Raw genomic sequence first — 22,556 nt, 5'->3', positions numbered from 1 at the left:
TCATTTCACTTACTCCACTTTATTGACGAGTTCGCCAATAGATTCAATTGATATACGTACCTCGTCGCCACTTTTCAAAAATTTTGGAGGGTTAAATCCCTTCCCAACTCCACTTGGTGTTCCTGTAGCAATTACATCACCAGGTTCAAGTGTCATACCGTCAGATAGAACTTCAATCAATTCATCCACAGAAAAAATCATGTCTTTCGTTGATCCATTTTGTCGCTCTTCTCCATTCACAATGGTTCGCACCGATAAATTTTGAACATCAGGAATAGCATCTCGATGAACAATCACCGGCCCCATTGGACAAAAGGTATCCAAAGATTTCCCTCGAAAAAACTGTTTATGCTTCTTTTGCAAATCTCGAGCAGTAACATCATTAATAATTGTAAAGCCGAAAACATGCTCCATCGCTTGATCACGTGATATATTTTTACCTTTTCGACCGATTACAACTGCCAATTCACCTTCATAATCCAGTTGTTTAGTAATACTTGAATTTAATTCGATCGATTCTCCACATCCGATTACAGATGTTGGTGATTTTGTAAAAATGACAGGCTCATCTGGAATAGCTCCAGGATCCCCCTCACTCATTTCTAAAGCATGCTCACGATAATTCTTCCCAATGCACATCACATTTTTCTTAGGAATAAACGGTGCCACCACTCGAACTTCACTAAGCGCTACGCTCTCTGTCAATTCATCTTCAATTTCCCAATATCGAAAATTCTCTATAGCTACCAATAGTGTAGGAAAATGTGTCATGAGCCGTTCCGAGTAATAAATATAACCACCTTGTAACTTGCCCCAATAGATTGAATCGTCTAACTCAAAAGAAATGAATTTCATCCGTTCGCCCTCCTTAGTAATTAGTATTATACACTCAAATTCTTTAAATAAAAAAATATAAAAAGTAGTTTGACAATTCATGTCGATTTATGTATTGTGTGTAATGTATACATCACACATTAGGTGAGGTTGAAAATGAATAATTTTAATTTAAAGCCAATTAAAAAGAAAAAAACATCTAAGGAATTAGTCTACGATGAACTGAAAAAGGCGATTCTTAATGGAGCGATCAAACCGGAAGAGGTCTTGACGGAAATTTCTTTATCGGAAGTTTTTGATACCTCAAGAACCCCAATTCGCGAAAGTTTAGCTGAACTGGCTAAAGAGGGCCTTTTAACACACATTCCACGAAAAGGTTTTCAGATTCGTCAAATTACTGACGAAGAAAAGAGGCAAATTATGTTCTTACGTAAAACGATGGAAGCTGAAGGTCTAAAGAAACTCGCCTCCACAATTACGCAAGAACAAATCAATGAACTAGAAGATATTTTACAGCAACAGAAAAGTGCAACCGAACGCAATGATCGCGTAGAAAATATTGAGTTAGACCAACTATTCCATAAGACGTTGCTAGAGTTCGCTAATCAAAGTATGTTCAAAAAAATCTTCTTGGACTTGTATAACTTAACAAGAGTCATAGGCCATGAAGCTCTTATGAAAGAAGGCAGAATGGAAGAAGTGTTGGAAGAGCACCAAGGCATCATCATTGGCTTGAAAGAAAAAGATGCCGAAAAGGCCGCCTCTGCCCTCCTTTATCACTTAGGACATACAGAAGAAGTCGTAAATCGAATAGGTAAATAATTTTTTTATCAAAATGAAAGCGTTAACAAATCCTTAGGAGGTTGATCATGATAGAAGAATTCAACTTAGAACATGAAGGTAACACTTTTACCGTGCAATTAGACGAAGCCTACTGCATCGGTTATACAGGGAGAAATAAAGAGAAGACCTTGGAACACGTCAAAGAATTGAAAGAAATCGGCGTTCCAGAACCTAAAGAAATTCCTGCTCTTTATCCTGTGAGGCAATCGTGTTTAAATCGCTCAGGAAAAATAGACGTGTTAGGGAATGAAACCAGCGGTGAAGCAGAAATTGCCATAATTTTCGGTGAAGACGAGAACGACATTTACATTACAGTGGGAAGTGACCATACTGATCGTTCATTAGAAACAGTGGACATAAACAAATCGAAACAAGTGTGTGATAAGCCTTTTGCACAAGAGGTATGGAAGCTGGATGACATCAAAGACCATTGGGATCAACTTGAATTGTCCTCTTCTATTCAGATCAATGATGAATGGGTAGATTATCAAAATCATGCGATTTCAGCCATTATGCCATTAGAAGAAATAATAGATTATGTAAAAGAAAAGAATATCAAGATGAAGAACACAATCATTTTCGCTGGAACCGTTCCGTTATTGAATGGATTCAAATTCGGAGAAAAATTTGAGATGAAATTTATAGATCCTGTAAGAAAACGCACCATTACTTCTACTTATGAAATTAAAAACTTAGAGGTGGTTGAATAAAATGAAATTTTCAATCTATCAAATGGATATCGTTCCTGGAGACCCAAAATCCAATAGAGAAAATGTGAAAACTTGGATAGATTCAGATGTAGCGAAAAACAATCCTGACACGATCATCCTACCCGAAATGTGGACCACAGCTTACACATTGGAGGATTTACAGGAATTATCAGACGTTAATGGTGAACCGACTCTTTCCTTTCTAAAAGAACAAGCTACCAAACATGACATCAATATCATCGGTGGCTCCATTGCAAATAAAAATGATGGGCAAATTTTCAATACGACTTATGTTATCGATCGAAAGGGTCAATTAGTCTATGAATATAACAAAGCACATTTAGTGCCTATGTTGCAAGAACATCACTATTTAACAGGAGGTGGTAAGCCCCCAGAAATATTTGAATTGGATGGCTTAAAATTCGGGGCAATCATTTGCTATGATTTAAGATTCCCTGAATTGATTCGACCACTCGCGATTGAAGGTGCGCAAGTACTCGTCGTGGTTGCAGAATGGCCGTTGGCTCGTCGCGATCACTGGAGAAACCTTTTAATCTCAAGAGCTATTGAGAATCAAATGTTTGTTTTATCTGCGAATAGAGTGGGTTCTTATGATGGCGTGGAATTCAGTGGTACATCGATGGGCATAGATCCATGGGGAAACATTTTATTTGAAGGAAGTAAGAACCACGAACAAACGATTTCCACATCATTAGAAATCAGTAAAGTTGACCAGGTCAGAAAAGATGTTCCTATCTTTTCTAGCAGAGTACCTCATATATACAAAAATAATCAATAATTCAAGGGAGAGTTTCACATGATGAAAAAATTAAGTTTAGTAATGTTCACAATCTTGCTTACAATCCTTGCAGCTTGTGGTTCTGACTCAGGTTCTGGATCTTCTGAGGATGCAACTACAATCAAATTAGCACACTCAGGTTCTGAATCACACCAGTACCACATTGCTGCAACAGAGTTCAAGGATCTAGTAGAAGAAAAAACTGACGGATCTGTTGAAGTTGAAATTCATGGAAATGCAACATTAGGTAGTGAGGCAGAAGCGATCGAACAAGTAATGGATGGTTCTATTGAAATGACGACAGTTGCTGCAGATAGTTCTTTCGCTAATACAGTTCCAGAAATGAATGTTTTCGGTATTCCATATCTATTTACAGATGAAGAGCATGTTTATAGCACATTAGATGGAGACATCGGCCAAGAATTATTAGATTTAACAGAAGAACACAATATGAAAGGTCTAGGTTATTGGGAAGTTGGTTTCCGTCACCTGACAAATAACGAAAAAGAAATCAAAACACCAGAAGATGTAGAAGGTCTTAAGATTCGCGTTCAACCTTCACCTGTCTGGGAGGAGCATATGAGAGCACTAGGAGCGAGCCCCACACCAGTTGACTTCAACGAATTATATTCTTCTTTAGACCAAGGTGTAGTTGATGGCCAAGAAAATCCATTACCAACGATTGACTCGATGAAGTTCTACGAGGTTCAAAAATATGTAGCAATGACTGCACACACTTATTCACCTGCAATCGTCGTTATGAACTCAGACGTATATGATGGCTTAAATGAAGATCAGCAAGAAGCTGTACAAAGCGCAGTTGAAGAAACAACTGAATACCACAGAGAAACACTTGCTGAAAAAGAAGAAGAAATCGTTGAAACGCTTAAAGAAAATGATGTAACCATTACAGAGCCGGATCGTGACGCATTCAGAGAAGCTACGAAAGATGTTAAAGACGCATTATCTGAAGAGGTTCCTTCTGATCTGATCGAACGTATTCAAGAATAATAGGTTAAACTAGTCCACACCACTTGATGGCTAGTGGACTAGTTTATTTTAAAAGAGGTGAGCTCTTTTGCTTTTAAAAAAGATAGACGCGATTTTAGTAAAGTCAATTGAAGTTTTGACCGTTTTATTTTTGGCAACTGCTATTGTTGTTACATTTCTTCAAGTCATATTCCGTTATGTACTTTCCAGCCCTCTGAGCTGGTCTCAAGAAGTACTGATGATCTGTTTCGTCTATAGCGTCCTTTTAGGTGCAGCATTGATTATTAATAGTAGAGAACACCTTACTGTGGATCTATTTGAAAATGCTGGTAAAATGCTTTTAACAATTCTTCGTATTCTAGAGTTTATCGTTGTAGGAGTAGTCATTGTCATACTTTTTTACTTCGGTTTAGAGTTAGTATCAAACAATTTCGCTTCTGGACAAACACTAGGATTCTTAAAGATTCAAAAAGCATATGTTTATTTGATCATACCAATAAGTGCATTTCTCATGTTTTATTTTCACATTAAGAAGGTGTTTAGATGATCTGGCTGATAGTATTACTATTCATATTAATTATTTTAAGAATCCCAATCGCGTTCGCCCTAGGTTTTGTTTCGATATTAGGTATCGTTTTAAGTAATACAGATCTTTTAATCAATGTACCTAGAAATATTTTTAATGGTGTAGATAATTTTACTTTAGTAGCCGTACCCTTGTTTATCTTAGCTGGGGAAATCATGACAAAGGGTGGCATTTCACAACGGTTAATCAATTTTTCTAAAACCATAGTAGGACCTTTACCAGGTGGACTGGCTATGGTAGTTGTTCTAGCAAGTATATTCTTCTCCGCTCTAACAGGAACTGCAATCGCTGCAGCTGCTGCTATTGGTGGAATGATGATCCCTGCTATGAATAAAGAAGGCTATGATAGACGATTCTCTGCAAGCCTTGTTGCTACTTCTGCAACGATCGGTCCTATCATACCTCCGAGTATAGTCTTGATTTTGTACGGAGTAATTGCCAGTGTGTCGATCGGTGATTTATTCATAGCTGGAGTGATGCCAGGTGTCCTGATGGGAGTAGGGCTGATGATATACAGCTTCATCATCGGTAAGAAGTACAATTATCGCTCCAGTTCCAGAAGATCAACGCTCAAAGAAGTTTTGACAGGGGCTAAAGATGCTGTATTGGCACTGATCATGCCTGTTATAATTATCGGTGGTATTGTTTCTGGAATTTTTACGGCTACTGAATCAGGTGTGATTGCTGTATTTTACGCAATCATCATAGGTATGTTCGTTTATAAGGAAATTACTTATAAAGATTTCCTACCTATACTTTTAGCTACAGCTAAAACCACATCTGCTATCATCTTCTTGATCGGTAGTGCGTCACTTTTCATTTGGTTCCTTTCATTCAACCAAATACCGAATCAGTTAATTGAGGTTCTAGGTGGAGTTTCTGAGAACCCAATCCTATTATTACTGATTATTAATATTGTTCTGTTACTAGCAGGTACGTTTATTGACACGATAAGTGCTGTTTCCATATTCACACCACTATTTCTACCATTAGTGGTAGGTGCGGGCATCGACCCTATTCACTTCGGTATTATTTTAGCAGTGAATTTGTCTATCGGAATGGTTACACCACCATTAGGTGTATGCTTGTTCGTAACTTCTTCAATTGCAAAAATAAGTGTACCTAAAATGTTAAAGTTTTTATTCCCGCAGGTTGGTATTCTGATTGTTGTTCTACTGATCATCACATACCTACCAGACGTTGTTTTATTCCCTGTGGAATTATTTGAATAAGTGAGGAATCATAAAGTGATGAATCCAAAAGAAGCAAGAGAAATGTTCAGATATAAAATCAGTTCCGAAACTACTGCAAACATGTGTCTGAGCTATCTACAAGCCAATTTGATCACATTACCTTCTCAATACGCTTTCGAATTTCTGTTATTTTGTACTAGAAACCCAAAAGCTTGTCCGCTTGTTGAAGTTATGGAGCGTGGACAAACTACTTCCAAGCTAGCAAAGGACTCGGATATACGAACAGACCTACCCAGGTACAGAATATACAGAAATGGCGTATTTGAAGAAGAAGTGACGGATATCCAGAGTCATTGGCGGGATGATTTTGTCACCTTTCTGATCGGGTGCAGTTTCACTTTTGAAAAAGCTCTACTAAATCAAGGTGTGAGAATGCTTCATCATGAACAGAACAAAGTGGTCCCAATGTATAAAACGAATATCCCTTGTGAGAAAGCAGGTATTTTTTCAGGGAATATGGTCGTTAGTATGAGGCCTCTCCTTCAAGATGAAATTGATGACAGTGTGCGGATAACTGAACGGTTCCAATCATCTCATGGTGGACCCGTACATATCGGTAACCCTCAAGAAATTGGCATTAGTGATTTAGAAAAGCCTGATTACGGTGAGAATGTGGAGTTCGGTTCAGATAGAGTTCCAGTATTCTGGGCGTGTGGTGTCACTCCACAAAATGTCGGAGTAAGCGCAAAGCCATCAATAATGATCAGCCATTCTCCTGGACACATGCTCATTACTGACCAACTAGAGGAATACAAATAATGTGATATAACGTCTGATACATTTTGGTATCAGACTTTTTTTTATTAAACAAGAGTATCTTCAAGTATTAAATGATAACTCCCTACCTATTGAATATGAGAAGAACCTTCCCTTTTTCATATAAATATTTGAGAAAAACTATCGATTTTAAATTATCTTACTTAATTTTGTCAATTTTACAAAAAAACGATCATTAACCTCCATGCATCCTATGTATTTAGCAATTATGCCTATTTCCTTTGAACCTCCTACTTAGATTATAATTTGAAAAACTACAGAAAAGAGGTTATGCATTTGAATAGTGAAATGATTGCCCAAACACTCCGAGTAAACCGTGAACCTTATGGAGGAGGAAATATTTTTGAAGAACTTGATATATTAATAGAAGAAATTTTGCCTGGTGTGGTTTGTCCGAGATGTCAAGTTCCATCAATGAAGGAACAAGATAATGGCGGTTGGTTTTGTGAACAATGTCATACATTTGACGGATCTGCTCACATCGACTCCTTAGTTGAATATTGCTTACTCATCGACCAGTACATCTCCATTGATCAAACTCAATGGTTCCTCCAACTCGATACACCTTCCAATGCGTATCAAATACTTGAATCCCTTTATTTAGAAATCACTGAAACGGAAAAAGGTAGAATGTATGACCTTAAACCTCTCATGAAAGACGAATACTTCGCGATGAAAGATTTTAAAAAGGAAGTGGGAAAGTTATTTTAATAGAGGGGCGCTAAATCAGCTAACATTTGTTAAAAATAAAAAAACTCCCAGCAACTATAAAGTTACTGGGAGAATGTTACTTTTTATTCGTTAACTAATTCCAATTCTACTGAGATGGATTCTTTAGGCTCTTCACCTTGAGTCACATCATATGCAGCTTGAATACCTTCTTCACCGATAATTGTCGGCTGCTGAGCGATCGTTGCTGCCATTGTACCTTCTTCTACGGCTGCAACAGCGTCATCAGTAGCATCAAATCCTACTACCATGACATCCTCCATACCTGCACTTTCTAGAGCTTGTACCGCACCTAATGCCATTTCATCGTTATGAGCGAATACAGCTTGGATATCAGGGTTACCTTGAATGATGTTTTCCATTACCGACAAACCTTCTGAGCGGTCAAAGTCAGCTGGTTGTTGAGCAACGACTTCAATTCCATCTTCTTCATCAACAACGTTATGGAACCCTTCACCACGCTCGTTCGCAGCTGAAGATCCAGGAATACCTTCTAGTTCTACTACCTTACCTTCTCCACCGAGTTGCTCTACAATGTAGTCTCCAGCCATTTCGCCGCCTGATACGTTATTGGATGCGATATGTGTCACAACTTCTCCACCCTCGGCACTACGGTCTACTGTAATAACCGGGATATCTGCATCGTTAGCTGATTCAATCGTGGAGCTGATTGCTGATGAGTCAACTGGGTTGACTACCAATACATCAACGCCTTGCTGGATTAAATCTTCAATGTCATTTGATTGTGTTGCTGCATCATTCTGAGCGTCAACAACTGTCAACTCTACACCTAGCTCTTCTGCTTTTGCTTTAGCACCATCAACTAATGTTACGAAGAAAGGGTTACCTTGCGTGGAAACAGATAAACCTACTGTCGTTTCACCACTATCTTCCCCTTCGCTTTCCTCACCATTATCTGATGCAGGTGATTCTGTAGAACATGCCACTACCAATACCGATAAAACTAATAAAGTGAATAACATCTTTAAGCTTTTAGCCATTTTAATTTTCCTCCTTTAATTTTAGAAACTGGGAATTAACTTAACCTACGATGACTTCTGGCGATCTAGTAAGACAGCTAGTAAGATAACCCCCCCTTTAACAACTTGCTGGTAGAATGATGATACCCCCAGCAGATTCAAACCATTATTCAAAACCCCGATAATAAGGGCACCAACTAGCGTTCCGAATATCCAACCTCTTCCTCCGGATAAGCTCGTTCCACCCAAAACAACCGCTGCGATCGCATCCAATTCATACGTAAAACCCGCGTTGGGTTGAGCTGAGTTCAACCTTGAAGTCAATATGATTCCAGCTAGAGCGGATAAAGCTCCTGTTAAAGAATAAACCCAAATTTTCACTCGATTCACTTTGATACCTGATAAAATAGACGCTTCTTCATTGCCACCTAATGCGTAAACCTGACGACCAAATACTGTCTGTTTCAATACAAAGAATAAAATGAAGAAAACAATAAACATAATGATCACCGGGATAGGAATACCTAAGAAGTATCCACGTCCGATCATTTCAAAGGCTGCGCTATCTGTGAAACCTGATACTGGGCGACCATCTGTATAAACCAAGGTCAGCCCCCTAAATATCGTCATCGTAGCAAGTGTAGCTATAAAGGGTGCCACTTTCCCTTTTGAGATGATAAATCCATTGAAAGCACCCATCAAACCACCTGCTAAGACACCTAGCAACACACCCAAAATAGGGTCAATGCCACTAGCAATGAACCCAGCCGTTAATGCACCAGCCAAAGCTAGTATTGAACCAACGGATAGGTCAATTCCTCCTGTCAAAATGACAAAAGTCATTCCAAATGCCAGCAAAGCAATGATTGTGACCTGTCTTAAAACATTTAAGATGTTTCCAAGGTCTAAAAAGTTAGGACTCATTATACTTAGACCGATAACAATAGCAATCAAACCAAGTAGCGGTCCTAGTTTTTGTAATAAGTTACCGACAGATTGTTTTGACACCTTACTCCCCTCCTGTCGCAGCATGCATAATTTTCTCTTGGTCAGCATCTGCTCGATCGATTATTTTAGAAACGCTACCTTCATGAACAACCATCACTCGGTCACTCATCCCCAATACTTCTGGTAGTTCAGACGAAATCATGATGATACTGACTCCTGCAGCAGTTAATTCATTCATGATTTGATAAATCTCTTTCTTTGCACCAATATCTACTCCACGAGTTGGTTCATCTAAGATCAAAATTTTCGGATTAAGACTTAGCCATTTTCCGATGACGACCTTTTGTTGATTACCACCACTTAGGGACTTTATCTCTTGTTCCATGCTCGAAGCCTTGATATTGAACTTTTTGATCGTTTCGTCTGCCATCATTTTCTCTTTCTTATTTGAAATGATTGATTTGGAAGAGACCTCCCCTAAGTTTGTTAACGTTGTATTTTCACGTACGGTCATTCCTAGGATTAAGCCTTCATCTTTTCGATCTTCAGTTACATATCCAATCCCTGCTTTAATAGCATCGTGAGGACTATCTATTTTCACTTCTTGCTCGTTTATATAAATTTTTCCGGATTTCAGCTTTCTAGCGCCGAATAATGTCTGCATAATTTCAGAGCGGCCAGCGCCCATCAGTCCTGCAACTCCGAATATTTCACCTTTTTTCACTTCGAAGCTGACATTATTGAATACATCCGAGGATAAGTTCTCTACCCTGAATTGCGTATCTCCAGTAGTGACATCACGTTCTGGGAAAAGCTCTCCCAATTGACGTCCTACCATCATCCGGATGATCTCATCATATTCGACACTCTTCACCTCACGGGTGCCTATATATTCACCATCTCTTAAAACTGAAATCCGATCGCAAATCTTGAATATTTCTTCCATACGGTGGGATATATAAACAACCCCAACACCTTGGGAGCGAAGTCTTTCAATCACTTCAAACAGCCGCTCAATTTCACGGTCGGTTAGAGCTGCCGTTGGCTCATCCATTACAATCACTTGAGCATTTGTAGAGATAGCTTTGGCAATTTCAATCATCTGTTGATGACCTACAGATAAAGAACCCGCTTTGGCCATAGGATCTAAGTAAACACCAAGGCGCTCTAAATATTCCTTCGTTTTCTCTCTCATCTTCTTTGCATTGATTACACCCGTTTTCCCATAGGTGATTGGGCGTCCCAGAAACATATTTTCCATAACTGATAGATAAGGAATTATATTTAACTCTTGGTGAATGACTGCAATACCAGCTTCTTCAGATTCTTTAGGTTCCTTGAAACGAACTTCCTCACCTTTTACGAAAACTTGTCCATCATCTCGACTATATATACCAGTCAATATTTTCATCAGTGTCGACTTTCCTGCTCCATTCTCACCTAGGAGAGCGTGTACCTCCCCTGGTAGAACTTCAAGGTTTACACCCTTCAAAACATTGACGGCTCCGAATGATTTTGAAATCCCTTTCATTTCAACTAATGGTTTTTCGCTCATTAAAAGATCACTCCAGCCTGCAGAATGACGTTCGCAAACGGTGTTGCTTCCCCTGTGCGAATGACCGCTTTCGCTTCTTTGCACTTTTCTTTCAATTCTTCGTGTGAAATATATTCGATTTCTTGCTCAGCTAATTGTTCAACGTTCACCTGCAAGTTAGAGTTCTTCATCTTAATTTCATTTGCAAGTGTCATTTTCTCAATAGCCATGTCATCAGAAACTGTTTCTAACGTTTCTATGAAACCAGGCGTCCCTTGCTTCAGCGCTAAGTCGATTCTTTTTACATTGTCCGGTATAGGTAAACCACAATCGGCTATGACGATAGTGTCGGTATGACCCAAACTGGACAATAATGATGAAATTTCGCTATTCAAAATTCCATGACGTTTCATGTTTGACGCCCCTTTCATTCATGAAATCCAACACATCTTCTCGAGTTGGCATTCCGGTTTGTGCTCCCAATTGCATAACTGAAAGAGCACCAGCAGCATTCCCGAATAAACAAGCCTGTTCTATACTTTGACCTGAACTGATCGCGCTCGCAAAAGCACCGTTGAATGTATCTCCAGCCCCAGTCGTGTCAACGACATCCACTGTAAATCCAGGAATCAGGGAAGTCTCCCCCCAAAAAAGCTGAACTCCTTTAGAACCTTTAGTTACAATGAATTTTTCTTTATTATTTTTGAAGAATTCTCTTTTTGCCTCATTGTTTAATAAAATCGGCAATTCATGTTCGTTCGGTGTTATAAAATCTACCTTCCGAAGTATTTCTAAATCGACCTGCTGAGCTGGCGCAGGATTAAGAATGACTTTCACTCCATTACGATACGCAAGCTCTACTGCTTTCTTCACACTCTCTAGTGGTATTTCAAGCTGGACGATAATCGCATCACTGCTGGCGATCACATCCTCTCTTTTCTCAACGAACGTAGGAGAAACTGAATGATTCGCACCAGGAACAACAATAATCGTATTATCGTTCTCTGCTATCGTAATTGATGCAATCCCTGTCGGTTCAGTACTAATTCTTTCAACAAAATCTGTATGTATTTTGTTATGGCGAAAGTTTTCGATCAGAGGATCTGCAAATGTATCGTCACCTATACACCCGATAAACGTCACATCGGAACCTAATTTGGATGCTGCGATAGCTTGATTCGCCCCTTTACCACCTGGAATTGTAGAGAACGACTTACCCAATAACGTTTCACCTTTGGAAGGAAAATGGTCTGTTGCAGTCACCAGGTCCATATTCACACTCCCGATGACAGTGATTTTAGGCTGCTTCATGCTTTTAGACCTCCTTTCTGAAAATGGTCGATTGTCTTTTCATTAATGTGAGTGGAAATAGATTCTTTGTTTCTGATAGGTTTCTTCCTTGAATCATATCTACCAAAGCCATAGCGGCTTTCGTCCCAACATCGAATAAAGGTTGGGAAATAGTCGATAATTCTGGTGATGTCATTTCAGTCAAATCAATTCCATCGAACCCTATAACAGCCACATCCTCTGGGACATGAAGTTCCAATTCTTCAGCCGCTTTGAGAACACCGAGGGCCATCATGTCGTTTCCTGCGAAAACCCCGTCAATATCAGGTTGCTCTTGAAGTAATTTTTTCGCTACTTGTGTTGCAATTTTTTTATCATATTCGCCGTGGACTACCAAGCTCGATGAAAACCATTTTTCATTTCCTACCACATCTACATAACCTTTATAGCGTTCAGTGGCATTCAGCACCTGTTCCGGTCCACGAATATGGGCAATTTTACGGCAACCTATTTCCTTCAAATATTCAGTTGCCATTACGCCTCCTGCTCGGTTATCAACTGAAAAAGAAGGTATATCCCCTTCAATCGGCCTATCCAATGCAACAATCGGCATCGGATATGATTCAACTTGCTCTTTTGTTAGATGATTAGAGACAGCGATGACCCCGTCTACATATTTTTGTTTCATCACATTCAAATATTCCTGTTCCTTTTCAATTTCTTCATCAGAATTGCACAAAATGATTGTGAACCCCTTCTTGTTCAAATAATCCTCCGCGGCTCGGACAAGCATCGGGAAGAATGGGTTTGATATGTCAGGTACGATGAAGCCAATCGTTTTAGACTCTTTTTTAAATAAACTTCTTGCGACTGAATTAGGTTGATAGTCAAGTCGTTCAATCGCTTGTTCTACTCTTTTTTTAGTATTGTTATTCACGTATCCAGATTGGTTAAGCACCCGTGAAACTGTTGCAACAGAAACATTTGCTTCTTTGGCAACATCTTTGATTGTGGTCATAATGAATTCTCCTCACCAAATGTGTAACCGTTTACATTTGTCAGAAAATAAAAAGGGTTTATCTTTTATGTAACCCGTTACACAAAAGTTTAAAATGTATAACCTACTACTGTCAACAGGAAATTTATACAAAAAAATAGCGCCTGCGGACTGGCACATATGTGACAGCGGAATTAGGGGAATTGGCAGGCACCGAAGAAAACTTATTCAATTGGCTACAAATCACTTGCTGGGGTGATCTGTATATTCATAATAAAAGGAAACTGACGAAAAATCTGTTATCTAGTTCACAATAACGAACTTTTTTTAAGAAATTCCTCGAATTTTCTGTAATACAGGTATTTTTTTACTATTTTTGTTCGTTATATCAGCATATTAATAAAACTATCATTATTTTAAGGACTTCCCACTATTTAACGCATATCATATGACAAAATATTCAGATATTTCGTATACTAATTATCACATCGAATAATGGGGGTGAGGTTAATGATCTACAGTAAGTTATGGTACTTATCGAAAATCGGCTTTTTGGAAGCACTACCCTCACCTGCCAGCATAGAAGCGCTTGAACATATTGAACATTCATATTTAGAAAAAAATACGGTTATTCAACGACCAGAGGATCCAGTAAATGAATTATACTTCATTAAATCTGGAAGTATACGCTTTTATACAGTGGATGAGGACGGGAAACAGTTTACATATAGCATGCTCGGTCCCGGTAGCACATATGGGAAGATTGGGTCTTTCAGTTTGGGATTAGAAGAACTCTATGTGGAAACTCTCGAAAAAACTCATCTATGTACATTGAAAGAGGACTCATTTGAGTATCTTTCAGAAAAGTACCCAATTCTACTACAACGAATAGTTTATTTGTTAGGAGAACGACTTCATGAACGTGAGGAGATGATGAAACACTTAGCATTAGGGGATGTTCGGAAGAGATTGATTTATTTATTACAGACGTTATTCAACCGTTATGGGAAGCCAACAAAAAACGATGAATTTTATTGCATCGAATTCCCACTGACCCAACAAGAGCTTTCCAATATGATCGGCGTGAGTAGAGAGGCTGTTTCAAGTACACTAAAGAAGCTATCTAACGAAGGCTTGGTCCGGTTTCCAAAAAGGAAAAAGATAGAAATTCACAAAGATTTAGCTGAAATAGATCCTCTTCCGGATTATATAAGGGATATGTACACCCCATAAGAATTTGAGTACATGACTTCCAGTCGGTGACTTCCTATCATCGATTTTTTTATTTCGTTCACGCTTTAGAAAGTCACGTCATATTGGTACGGTACTCTTTTGGGGTTTGACCGGTATGTTTCTTGAATTGGTAGGAAAAATAACTAGGTTGAGAGAAGCCCAGAATATTAGCAATCATTGCGACTGAATCGTTAGAGTATCTAAGCATACGTCTTCCTTCTTCTATTCTTGTCATAGTTATATACTCTGTCACCGTCTGTCCTACTTCTTTTTTGAATAGAGTCGACAAATAATTAGGGTGTACATTTACTTGATCCGCTAACCAAGTGAGAGGCATTGGCTCTGACAAATGTTGATTTATTAGACGTATACAATTCTGAACTATTTCACCATACTTCCCGGTTAGATGATTTTGAACAAGTAACAGGCAACGTTTGAAAAAGAACTTTTCTAATGACTTTAGTTCGTCCAAGTTGTTTGTCCGTTCAATTTTATCAATCCATCCATCACTCTCGATGAAAAGGTCTTCATGATCTACGCCTACTTCAGCCATTGCTCGAGTCATAAAAGCGACCGCAATAATCATTCTATTTTTATAACTACGCACTTCATCACCGGCGCCTATATCTACGTGTGGGTAGTCATCGAACTCATCTAAAAGACTCAATGCAGCAGGGTCACCTTTTTTGAATAAATCGAAAAAATGCTTCTCTTCTTCATAGGAATGATGCCGCAGTCGTTCTCTACGATACTTGAGCTTCAATTGCTCTATCTCCTCATTCACTTCTTCAAATGACAAGACCATCTCCCCCCTGACTTATTGCCTAGTATATCAGATAGTACTTTCATATATATAAAAATATACTCGTTATTTCTACTTGCGAAATAGTTTAGTATAATAGGAAAAACAGAAAGTGAGGTTTGGGGCTATGAATAATAAAGAGAAATTACAAGGAATTTTTCAACATTTACACAACAATCCTGAACTCAGTTGGGAAGAAACTGAGACAACTTCATATTTGAGAACAGAACTTGAGAAATACCCATGTGCCATCACTACATTTGAGGACTGTACCGGTTTAACCGCTGATATCGGTTCTGGCAAACCAGTCGTTGCAATTAGAGCAGATATTGATGCACTTTGGCAAGAAGTAAATGGACAGTTACAAGCGAACCACTCTTGTGGACACGATGCTCACATGACCATCGTACTCGGAGTATTTCAACGACTAGTTAATCAATTGGATGAATTCGAAGGAACGGTCCGTTTTATTTTTCAACCTGCTGAAGAAAAAGGTACAGGTGCGTTGAAAATGGTGGATAAAGGGATCGTCGACGATGTTGACTATCTATATGGGATGCACTTAAGACCAATACAAGAACTTTCCTATGGTCAGTTCTCTCCAGGAATCCAACATGGGGCCGCTCGCTTTGTAACAGGTGAAATTATAGGTGAGGATGCACATGGTGCACGCCCTCATTTGAATGTGAATGCGATTCAGATAGGTGCAGAATTAGTTCAGCATATCAATAATACACACCTAGACCCGATGGTGCCTCATTCAATGAAAGTCACTTCATTCCAAAGTGGTGGAAAAAGCACTAATATCATTCCGGGAAAAGCACAATTCGCTATCGATATGCGTGCTCAAAACAATGACTTGATGGACGCGATGATGACGAAATTAGAACAGATCACAACCTTGTTGGCACAGTTACACCAAGTAGAAATCAATTTGTCTATAGGTGCCAACGTAGCTGCAGCCAAAGTCAATGAGGATGCCCTTAATTTTATAGAGCAAGGAATTTTGGATAAATTCGGGGAACAGCGTCTAAGTCCGATGATAACAACAACAGGCGGGGACGACTTTCATTTTTACACAATTGAACGTCCACATTTAAAAGCTTCGATGTTAGGAATTGGGTGTGACCTCCAACCTGGATTGCATCATCCAAATATGACTTTTAATCATGAGTCGATAACGGATGCAGTTGATATTCTGACTTCAACTATATTGAATACTTTAAAACAAACCTAACAAAGCTACCTGAATCGTTGCTGAGTGATTCAGTTTTGATGTAAAAAATACAATTTGCACCCCTAATTGATTGTTAAAACTAATTGTTGGTCTAACTAATCACCTACTAAGTGAGCCCTTACCTCACGATGAAAAGACTTCCGCTATTGGTGGAAGTCTCCTTTTGTTAAATATTAAACTTATATTCCACAGTTGCCTTCATCTCTTTTACAAAAGCAACTAATAGATTCTTCGTTGCCTCAATATCATTCAAATCAACGACCTCTACCGAAGAATGAGCATATCTGGAGGGAATCGATAACACTCCTGTCGGTACGCCTTGGTGCGCCAAGCTTAGCTCACCTGCGTCTGTCCCGATTCCCGGAAAGACTTCCAACTGATGAGTAATCTTTTCTCTCTCAGCAATTTCCACTAAATGATTCCTAACCTTTTTGTTAGCGATTAAACTGAAGTCTAACACCTTGATCCCTGTACCTCCACCAATCGCCAACGTCTGATCCATCATTTCCTCGGGAGTATCGCTTACAGCAGTTGTATCTAAGGCGATAGCGACATCTGCATTCTGCTGACGGCTGGCTACACGGGCTCCACGTAATCCAACTTCCTCCTGAACCGTGAAGACACCAACCATTTCCCCAGAAAAATCGTTTGCCTCCAGCTCTTCAAACGCTTGAATCAATACAGCACAGCCAGCACGGTCGTCAAAAGCCTTACCCATTACTCGATTCTCAGTCAATCGATCGTAATAAGGATGCCAAGTAACCGTGTCTCCCACTTTGACGCCTAGTTCAGCTGCATCTTGCTTAGAGTTAGCACCAATATCAATATATAACTGTTGATGAGACCGTATTTTATTCGGCTCGTCAAATTTTTTCATGTGAGCTGAAATCGTACCAATTATTCCATTACGTAGACCTTTACTTGTGTTTAACTGCACACGTTGTGAAAGTAGAATTCGGTCATCATGACCACCTAGCTTTTCAAATCGAAGCAAGCCGTTCTCTTCTATTTTCTTTACGATAAATCCTATTTCATCCATATGGGCGGCCACAACTATTTTAGGTCCGTCTTTCCTTCCTTTTTTGCGAACAGTAAGATTACCTACCCCGTCAACCTCTATGGAGTCAACTGAATCATTCAAACGTTTAGCTATGTATGTAGCTACATCTTCTTCAAAGCCACAAGGACCATGAATGTTAGTCAAGTCTTTTAATAGATTTTCCAACATCGAATCCCTCCCAGATAATTTATAACCTCTAATATTTTCAATTTTTATTTATTAAACAAAAAGAATCCTCTTAATAGAGAATCCTTTAGTTAAACTATTCTTTTGTAGCTCCTTGTCCGGCACCCCAATCATATGTCTGCTTGTGGATGTCGAAAAGCATATTTGTGTCGATTGAAAGGATTCCATCAATTTGTCCGATTTGTTCACGTATGATTTTGTAGAGGTTCATATTCGTTGAAGTAATTACTTGAGTGAATAAATCATAACCACCTGAAGAACCAGCGATGAAACGAACTTCTGGAATCGCTTCCAATGATTCGACAATTGCATCGTAGCGATGAAAATCGATTTTCAAGCCTAAGAAAGCCACTGTTGGCATGCCTGTCATGAAAGGATTTACTACACCTACGACTTTAATAAAATTATTTTCTGTTAAACGCTGCACACGATTACGAATCGTGCTGGCTGTTGTGTTTAGGATTTCTGCTAATTCAGTGTATGACAAACGACCGTCTTTTTGTAGTAGTTTGACAATATCACTATCTAACTGATCAATTGTAAAGTCTTCTCGTACTTCACCAAACATTTGAGTGACCACCTATCTTTTCAATATTGACTCAACATCTATATTACCATAATCAGCCAAATAAGTCGCTATAAATCTAAAAAAAGACATTCTATTACCATATTAACTATATTTTTCTTCTGATAACGTTTTTAGCTCTTCGATGTTTTCCTTTGTCATTTCACGGCGGCCTTCTTCCAACTCAACGATCATATCGAGAATTTTTTGGGTCAATGTCATGTCCAAACCGAATTTTTCACCCTTCTCAATGACAGGTCCTAGATGGAAGGGTACTTCCGTTTTTCTTTTATGGACGGCAAGATCTCTCCAAATACCGGTTTTGACCTTTTTATATGTGCGAAGTAGCCCAACGATTCGGTCGAATTGTTCATTAATTGCATCCCAATCTCTCTCTTTGCCTTTGGGATAAACTGTGTTCGGTTCCCAGTTGTTGAATCCTAATGGTTCCACTCCTACCTTCTCTGCAACTTTCAATACTTCCGTTGCTACTTCAACAAACATCTCTCGGTTATCAATCGGATCCAATGTGTCTGCCATTTTTTCGTCCACTGTAGCGGTTGCAGTCAAAATCGCACCATACGCAAGCTTACTCCAAAGATATCCATAGATATTATCGGTGACTTCAGCATTACCCCAGGCTTGAAGCCGACGTTCGATTTCAACGATTCGATCGGTTCGAGCACCGTCTAATTCGCCGATATACATAGCTCCGACTCCTCCATATTGAATAAGCCCTGGCTCTTGGTAATCCGCAAATAAATTCACAAAGCTTCCAATTGTGCGTTCTTCTCCGATTATTTCAGCAATAACATTTTCTGTAAGCCCGTTTTGCATCGAAACAACTACGGAATTCTCAGTCAATAATGGCACAATATTTTCTACAGCAGCTTGTGTGTGCTGGGCTTTCACCGCCAGCACTACCACATCAAGCTCTCCACCTTCATCAAGTAACTCATTTACAGTTTTTGCTTTCACATCAACAACAAAAGTTTCATCTAGAGTTTCGATCGCTAATCCTTTATCTTGTATGGCTTTAATATGAGCTTCATTAATATCAACAAGTGTGACATCTTCACCTGCTTTTGCTAAATACGCACCAACCACGCCTCCAATAGCACCGGCGCCAATGAATGTGAATTTCAACTGATCCCCTCCACTTTTTAAAAATTTAAGCTTTTTTAAAGTTCATTGTTGTTATTAGCGAATAAGCGATCACCTATATATGATTTGCCAAAGCAACAATAAACGTTAACAACTCAAAACCTAATATCCTACGTTATAGACTCCTGGTAAATCAAAGTCCACGCCTAACTTTTCAGCCGCTTCTTTCGGCCAGTATGGCTGACGTAGAAGACCTTTTCCAATCGCTACCATGTCTGCTTGACCTTCATCCACAACTTTTGCCGCCACCTCCGGATCTTCCAAGGCGCCGACACTTATAACTGGTACGCCTATTTCCTTTTTTATCGCCTCAGCATAATCAACCTGATATCCAGGATAGACTTCAGGTCTATTCGTAGAATTTCCTCCAGTACTTACATCAAAAGCATCCACACCTGCATCGACAAACTTTTTGAGCATCGGCATCAAGTGGTCCAGACCATAGCCGTCTTCCCCGTGTTCAATTGCTGAAACACGAAGGATTAATGGCATGTCTTCAGGCATTTGACTACGTACTTCTTTTATTACTTCAAGAGGGAAGCGGTCGTATTCTCCATAAATATCATCACGCAGATTACTTCTTGGCGATATAAATTGATGAAGTAAATATCCATGAGCTCCGTGCAGTTCAATCGAGTCAAATCCCGCTTCAACAGCGAGCTTCGTGCTTTCACCGAACTTCCGAACCATCTCCTCGACTTCCTCTATCTCTAGAGCACGTGGAGTGTCCATTTTTTCAGAAAAAGCAATCGCACTCGGACCGACTGTTTCCTCATCTTTGACCGTAGACTTTCTCCCTGCATGTGCGATTTGGATCGCAACCTTAGAACCGTAACTATGACATTCGTCTACGATTCGTTTGTAAGCTGGAACTTGATCTTTGCTCCACAGTCCAAGACAATTTTCAGTAATACGTCCATTAGATTCGACGTTGGTCATTTCAAAGCAAATCAGCCCAACACCTCCAACCGCGCGGCTGACTAAATGTACATAATGCCATTCAGTCGGTGTTCCGTCATTCTTTTGGACTTTATACTGACACATCGGTGACAACATCACCCGATTATTCAACTCTAGTCCTTTTAAATTGTATGGTTTAAGTAATTTCGTCATTTTCTCCACTCCTATAGTAAAATAAAATATCTCTTTCTAGTTCATAAACAGTGTGCAATAATTCATTCATTTTCCGTTTGAGTTTCGTTTTCAGGAAAAATTCATCCTCATTGCCTTTATGCATTTCTACCAAACGATTGAAATCCATCAATGCCGGGACTTTAGGTAAGGCGAAGAGTGTATCATATTCGTATCTACTATCTGCGACATAATTGAACGGAACAAGTTTTCGCGACATCCTCATAGCTAATTGGTTGAACACTTGATCCGATAGATTCGAAGTTGCTTCCTGATATAGGGATTTCACCTTTTTCAGCCGACTCATGATTTCTTCAAAATCAAGTGCATTACCTGCCTTCAAAGACCATTCATTCAAACCTAGCAATATGTCATCAATAGCAGCTGCTTGATCGATTGGCAACTTATTCTCACAAACTATTTGTGAAATAGAGTCTAGGTATACTTCACAATCTCTCTTCAAGTTATCTGGATCAATTTTATCCAACGTATCTTCAACAGTATGCCACCACCAGCCAAAGCCAGCAGACTTTCCTCCGCCGCCGAACATTTTTTCACGGGCATCCAGCTCATCACTCTCTGAAGGAGGTTGTTCAGAAAGCCCCATATATAAAGAAGGAATTCCGACACCCCAAAAAGATTGGTCACCCGCTTTTCCATATCGTTTCCCTTCAAAGTCTTGACCACTTATTTTTTTAACTGATGAAGATGCAACGGATTTCATCTCTTCCATAGTATTTGCTTGAGAAAGAATACTTGCACCTTTTCCACCTACAGAATCGATGTTGACGTGCCCCACACAGTGGTTATGCAATTCTAGCCAGTTTTCATCACAGTATTGGGCCGACCCAGCATATCGACCATGAGAATGCCCCGACCAGAAGGCTAGTCGTAATGTCCGTGAAAGTTCGTCCTTTTTATTAGAAAAAATACGAGCCACTTCTAGCATGGTAGCGTTTGCGGTTCCATTATCCATCGCACCAAAATGCCATGAATCTACATGACCACTGAACAAAAGGAATGTATCATCACCTTTTCCGGGTTCAATATCTACAGTCAAAAGAGGAATCGGTCTGACCCGCGTTTCAACCCTTGTCGTCATTTCTACAAAGGACACCTTTTCAGATAACTCGATCAATCTCTTTCCTGTTTCTTCATTTACTGAAACGACTGGAATCTTCGGTAAGTCTTTCAACTTTTCCGGGGTCGGTGTTCCCCAGACAGGCGATACAATCATCTCATAAGTTAATGAAGTATTGATAAAAATGCAACCAATAAAGCCTAAATTTTGAATTTTTCTGACGACTCCAGGTGTAGCTATTCCATCTATAAGTGCAATACTTTCATAACGATCAGCCGGCAACCTTTCATCCAAATTCTCAGCATCCACTCTGATTAGGCGCCCGTTCCAGCGGTCTGCCGACGGAGCCATTGAGTGGGTAATACATTCGAATGATTCACTATCGCAGGATAAACTAGCACTTCTCGGAAGGCTAATGTAAGCCTGTTGTTCGACAAGATTTGGAAATAACCCGAATGATTCGAGCGTTTCCTTTATGTATTCGAACGCTTTCATTTCGTCTTCTGTACCCGATAAACGTTCATATTGTGCAATCGAAGAAGTGTACTCCATCAACCTATGTTGATCGACTTCACCTATCAAACTTTTTGTTGTCATCCAACCCCTCCTGAGGAATTTATTTCAACTTGTAGTTTATTTTATAAAAAAATTAATAATAAGTGGTTATTTTATATAATTTATCATAAATTCATCATTTAAAGATAATATTTTTCATAAAATCATATATAATTTGTTTTTTTAAAAATATCCCGTTTACATTGTCGAATATTGCGTTTATAATACTTAATTATATTCTTCTAATTAAGAATGTTCAGATAATTATACGG

Annotated in this window: 23 protein-coding genes; 10 read left to right on the top strand and 13 right to left on the bottom strand. The window is 39.2% G+C overall.

Translation table 11 applies throughout. The features are described from left to right. Positions 1 to 9: 9 nt before the first annotated feature. On the bottom strand, positions 10 to 855 hold the full coding sequence (locus CEY16_RS08420) for a fumarylacetoacetate hydrolase family protein (RefSeq protein WP_101331547.1): 846 nt from the start codon (positions 853 to 855) through the stop codon (positions 10 to 12). Positions 856 to 990: 135 nt separating this feature from the next. Here CEY16_RS08420 and CEY16_RS08415 point away from each other — a divergent pair, with 135 nt between their 5' ends. The 8 genes from CEY16_RS08415 to CEY16_RS08380 all read left to right on the top strand — a co-directional run bounded on the left by CEY16_RS08415 (position 991) and on the right by CEY16_RS08380 (position 7,503). Continuing rightward, positions 991 to 1,656 (top strand): GntR family transcriptional regulator, encoded by a 666-nt coding sequence (locus CEY16_RS08415; RefSeq protein ID WP_101331546.1) that lies wholly within the window; start codon positions 991 to 993, stop codon positions 1,654 to 1,656. Between the two features lie 47 nt (positions 1,657 to 1,703). Further along, entirely contained in the window at positions 1,704 to 2,387 is a 684-nt protein-coding gene (locus tag CEY16_RS08410) for a DUF2848 family protein (protein ID WP_101331545.1), read from the top strand. Position 2,388: 1 nt separating this feature from the next. Further along, on the top strand, positions 2,389 to 3,186 hold the full coding sequence (locus CEY16_RS08405) for a carbon-nitrogen family hydrolase (protein WP_101331544.1): 798 nt from the start codon (positions 2,389 to 2,391) through the stop codon (positions 3,184 to 3,186). An 18-nt stretch (positions 3,187 to 3,204) separates the two neighbouring features. Next, positions 3,205 to 4,197, top strand: a complete 993-nt coding sequence (locus tag CEY16_RS08400) for a TRAP transporter substrate-binding protein (RefSeq protein WP_101331543.1) — start codon at positions 3,205 to 3,207, stop codon at positions 4,195 to 4,197. A gap of 67 nt (positions 4,198 to 4,264) precedes the next feature. After that, positions 4,265 to 4,723, top strand: coding sequence for a TRAP transporter small permease (locus tag CEY16_RS08395; RefSeq protein ID WP_101331542.1), 459 nt, complete (start codon positions 4,265 to 4,267; stop codon positions 4,721 to 4,723). Next, positions 4,720 to 5,994 (top strand): TRAP transporter large permease, encoded by a 1,275-nt coding sequence (locus CEY16_RS08390; protein WP_101331541.1) that lies wholly within the window; start codon positions 4,720 to 4,722, stop codon positions 5,992 to 5,994. The genes CEY16_RS08395 and CEY16_RS08390 overlap by 4 nt, the downstream gene beginning before the upstream one ends. 18 nt (positions 5,995 to 6,012) lie before the next feature. Further along, positions 6,013 to 6,774 carry a putative hydro-lyase gene (locus tag CEY16_RS08385; RefSeq protein WP_101331540.1) on the top strand — a complete coding sequence of 254 codons (762 nt, stop codon included), beginning with the start codon at positions 6,013 to 6,015 and terminating at the stop codon, positions 6,772 to 6,774. Positions 6,775 to 7,068: 294 nt separating this feature from the next. Continuing rightward, positions 7,069 to 7,503: a hypothetical protein gene (locus tag CEY16_RS08380; protein ID WP_101331539.1), complete on the top strand. Its 435-nt coding sequence runs from the start codon at positions 7,069 to 7,071 to the stop codon at positions 7,501 to 7,503. A gap of 83 nt (positions 7,504 to 7,586) precedes the next feature. On the opposite strand, the gene rbsB is transcribed toward CEY16_RS08380, so the two are convergent. From rbsB to CEY16_RS08350, 6 genes are read right to left on the bottom strand one after another with little or no spacing between them, the layout of a single operon-like run. Further along, positions 7,587 to 8,522: a ribose ABC transporter substrate-binding protein RbsB gene (gene rbsB, locus CEY16_RS08375; protein WP_101331538.1), complete on the bottom strand. Its 936-nt coding sequence runs from the start codon at positions 8,520 to 8,522 to the stop codon at positions 7,587 to 7,589. Positions 8,523 to 8,567: 45 nt separating this feature from the next. Then, positions 8,568 to 9,533 (bottom strand): ABC transporter permease subunit, encoded by a 966-nt coding sequence (locus CEY16_RS08370; RefSeq protein WP_101331537.1) that lies wholly within the window; start codon positions 9,531 to 9,533, stop codon positions 8,568 to 8,570. Further along, on the bottom strand, positions 9,511 to 11,004 hold the full coding sequence (locus tag CEY16_RS08365; protein ID WP_101331536.1) for a sugar ABC transporter ATP-binding protein: 1,494 nt from the start codon (positions 11,002 to 11,004) through the stop codon (positions 9,511 to 9,513). Before CEY16_RS08365 ends, CEY16_RS08370 begins: the two co-directional genes overlap by 23 nt. Further along, complete coding sequence (rbsD, locus tag CEY16_RS08360) at positions 11,004 to 11,396, bottom strand: D-ribose pyranase (protein WP_101331535.1); 393 nt, start codon at positions 11,394 to 11,396, stop codon at positions 11,004 to 11,006. Before rbsD ends, CEY16_RS08365 begins: the two co-directional genes overlap by 1 nt. Continuing rightward, a complete protein-coding gene (gene rbsK, locus CEY16_RS08355) occupies positions 11,371 to 12,294 on the bottom strand; it encodes a ribokinase (protein WP_101331534.1) in 924 nt (307 codons plus the stop codon). Before rbsK ends, rbsD begins: the two co-directional genes overlap by 26 nt. A gap of 4 nt (positions 12,295 to 12,298) precedes the next feature. After that, positions 12,299 to 13,291, bottom strand: coding sequence for a LacI family DNA-binding transcriptional regulator (locus CEY16_RS08350; protein WP_101331533.1), 993 nt, complete (start codon positions 13,289 to 13,291; stop codon positions 12,299 to 12,301). A gap of 489 nt (positions 13,292 to 13,780) precedes the next feature. Here CEY16_RS08350 and CEY16_RS08345 point away from each other — a divergent pair, with 489 nt between their 5' ends. After that, positions 13,781 to 14,503, top strand: coding sequence for a Crp/Fnr family transcriptional regulator (locus CEY16_RS08345; protein WP_162297902.1), 723 nt, complete (start codon positions 13,781 to 13,783; stop codon positions 14,501 to 14,503). Between the two features lie 73 nt (positions 14,504 to 14,576). Here CEY16_RS08345 and CEY16_RS08340 read toward each other — a convergent pair whose 3' ends face one another. Continuing rightward, positions 14,577 to 15,302: an AraC family transcriptional regulator gene (locus CEY16_RS08340; RefSeq protein ID WP_162297901.1), complete on the bottom strand. Its 726-nt coding sequence runs from the start codon at positions 15,300 to 15,302 to the stop codon at positions 14,577 to 14,579. 130 nt (positions 15,303 to 15,432) lie between these two features. Between CEY16_RS08340 and CEY16_RS08335 the strand changes: the two genes are divergently transcribed. Continuing rightward, positions 15,433 to 16,542 carry a M20 peptidase aminoacylase family protein gene (locus CEY16_RS08335; protein ID WP_101331530.1) on the top strand — a complete coding sequence of 370 codons (1,110 nt, stop codon included), beginning with the start codon at positions 15,433 to 15,435 and terminating at the stop codon, positions 16,540 to 16,542. 166 nt (positions 16,543 to 16,708) lie between these two features. Here the strand turns inward: CEY16_RS08335 and CEY16_RS08330 are convergent, their stop codons facing one another. The 5 genes from CEY16_RS08330 to CEY16_RS08310 all read right to left on the bottom strand — a co-directional run bounded on the left by CEY16_RS08330 (position 16,709) and on the right by CEY16_RS08310 (position 22,326). After that, positions 16,709 to 17,770 (bottom strand): M42 family metallopeptidase, encoded by a 1,062-nt coding sequence (locus tag CEY16_RS08330; protein WP_338015912.1) that lies wholly within the window; start codon positions 17,768 to 17,770, stop codon positions 16,709 to 16,711. A 94-nt stretch (positions 17,771 to 17,864) separates the two neighbouring features. Then, complete coding sequence (locus tag CEY16_RS08325) at positions 17,865 to 18,356, bottom strand: Lrp/AsnC family transcriptional regulator (RefSeq protein ID WP_101331529.1); 492 nt, start codon at positions 18,354 to 18,356, stop codon at positions 17,865 to 17,867. Positions 18,357 to 18,458: 102 nt separating this feature from the next. After that, positions 18,459 to 19,499, bottom strand: coding sequence for a ketopantoate reductase family protein (locus tag CEY16_RS08320; RefSeq protein ID WP_101331528.1), 1,041 nt, complete (start codon positions 19,497 to 19,499; stop codon positions 18,459 to 18,461). A 120-nt stretch (positions 19,500 to 19,619) separates the two neighbouring features. Further along, positions 19,620 to 20,630 carry an NADH:flavin oxidoreductase/NADH oxidase gene (locus CEY16_RS08315; RefSeq protein ID WP_101331527.1) on the bottom strand — a complete coding sequence of 337 codons (1,011 nt, stop codon included), beginning with the start codon at positions 20,628 to 20,630 and terminating at the stop codon, positions 19,620 to 19,622. Continuing rightward, positions 20,614 to 22,326 carry a M28 family peptidase gene (locus tag CEY16_RS08310; protein ID WP_101331526.1) on the bottom strand — a complete coding sequence of 571 codons (1,713 nt, stop codon included), beginning with the start codon at positions 22,324 to 22,326 and terminating at the stop codon, positions 20,614 to 20,616. Before CEY16_RS08310 ends, CEY16_RS08315 begins: the two co-directional genes overlap by 17 nt. Positions 22,327 to 22,556: the final 230 nt, after the last annotated feature.

Origin of the sequence: Halalkalibacillus sediminis, assembly GCF_002844535.1 — a bacterium.
In the GTDB taxonomy this organism is placed as follows: Bacteria; Bacillota; Bacilli; order Bacillales; family Alkalibacillaceae; genus Halalkalibacillus_A; species Halalkalibacillus_A sediminis.
Note: the sequence above shows the minus strand (reverse complement) of the source record. Positions and strands in the feature narration are given on the sequence as shown.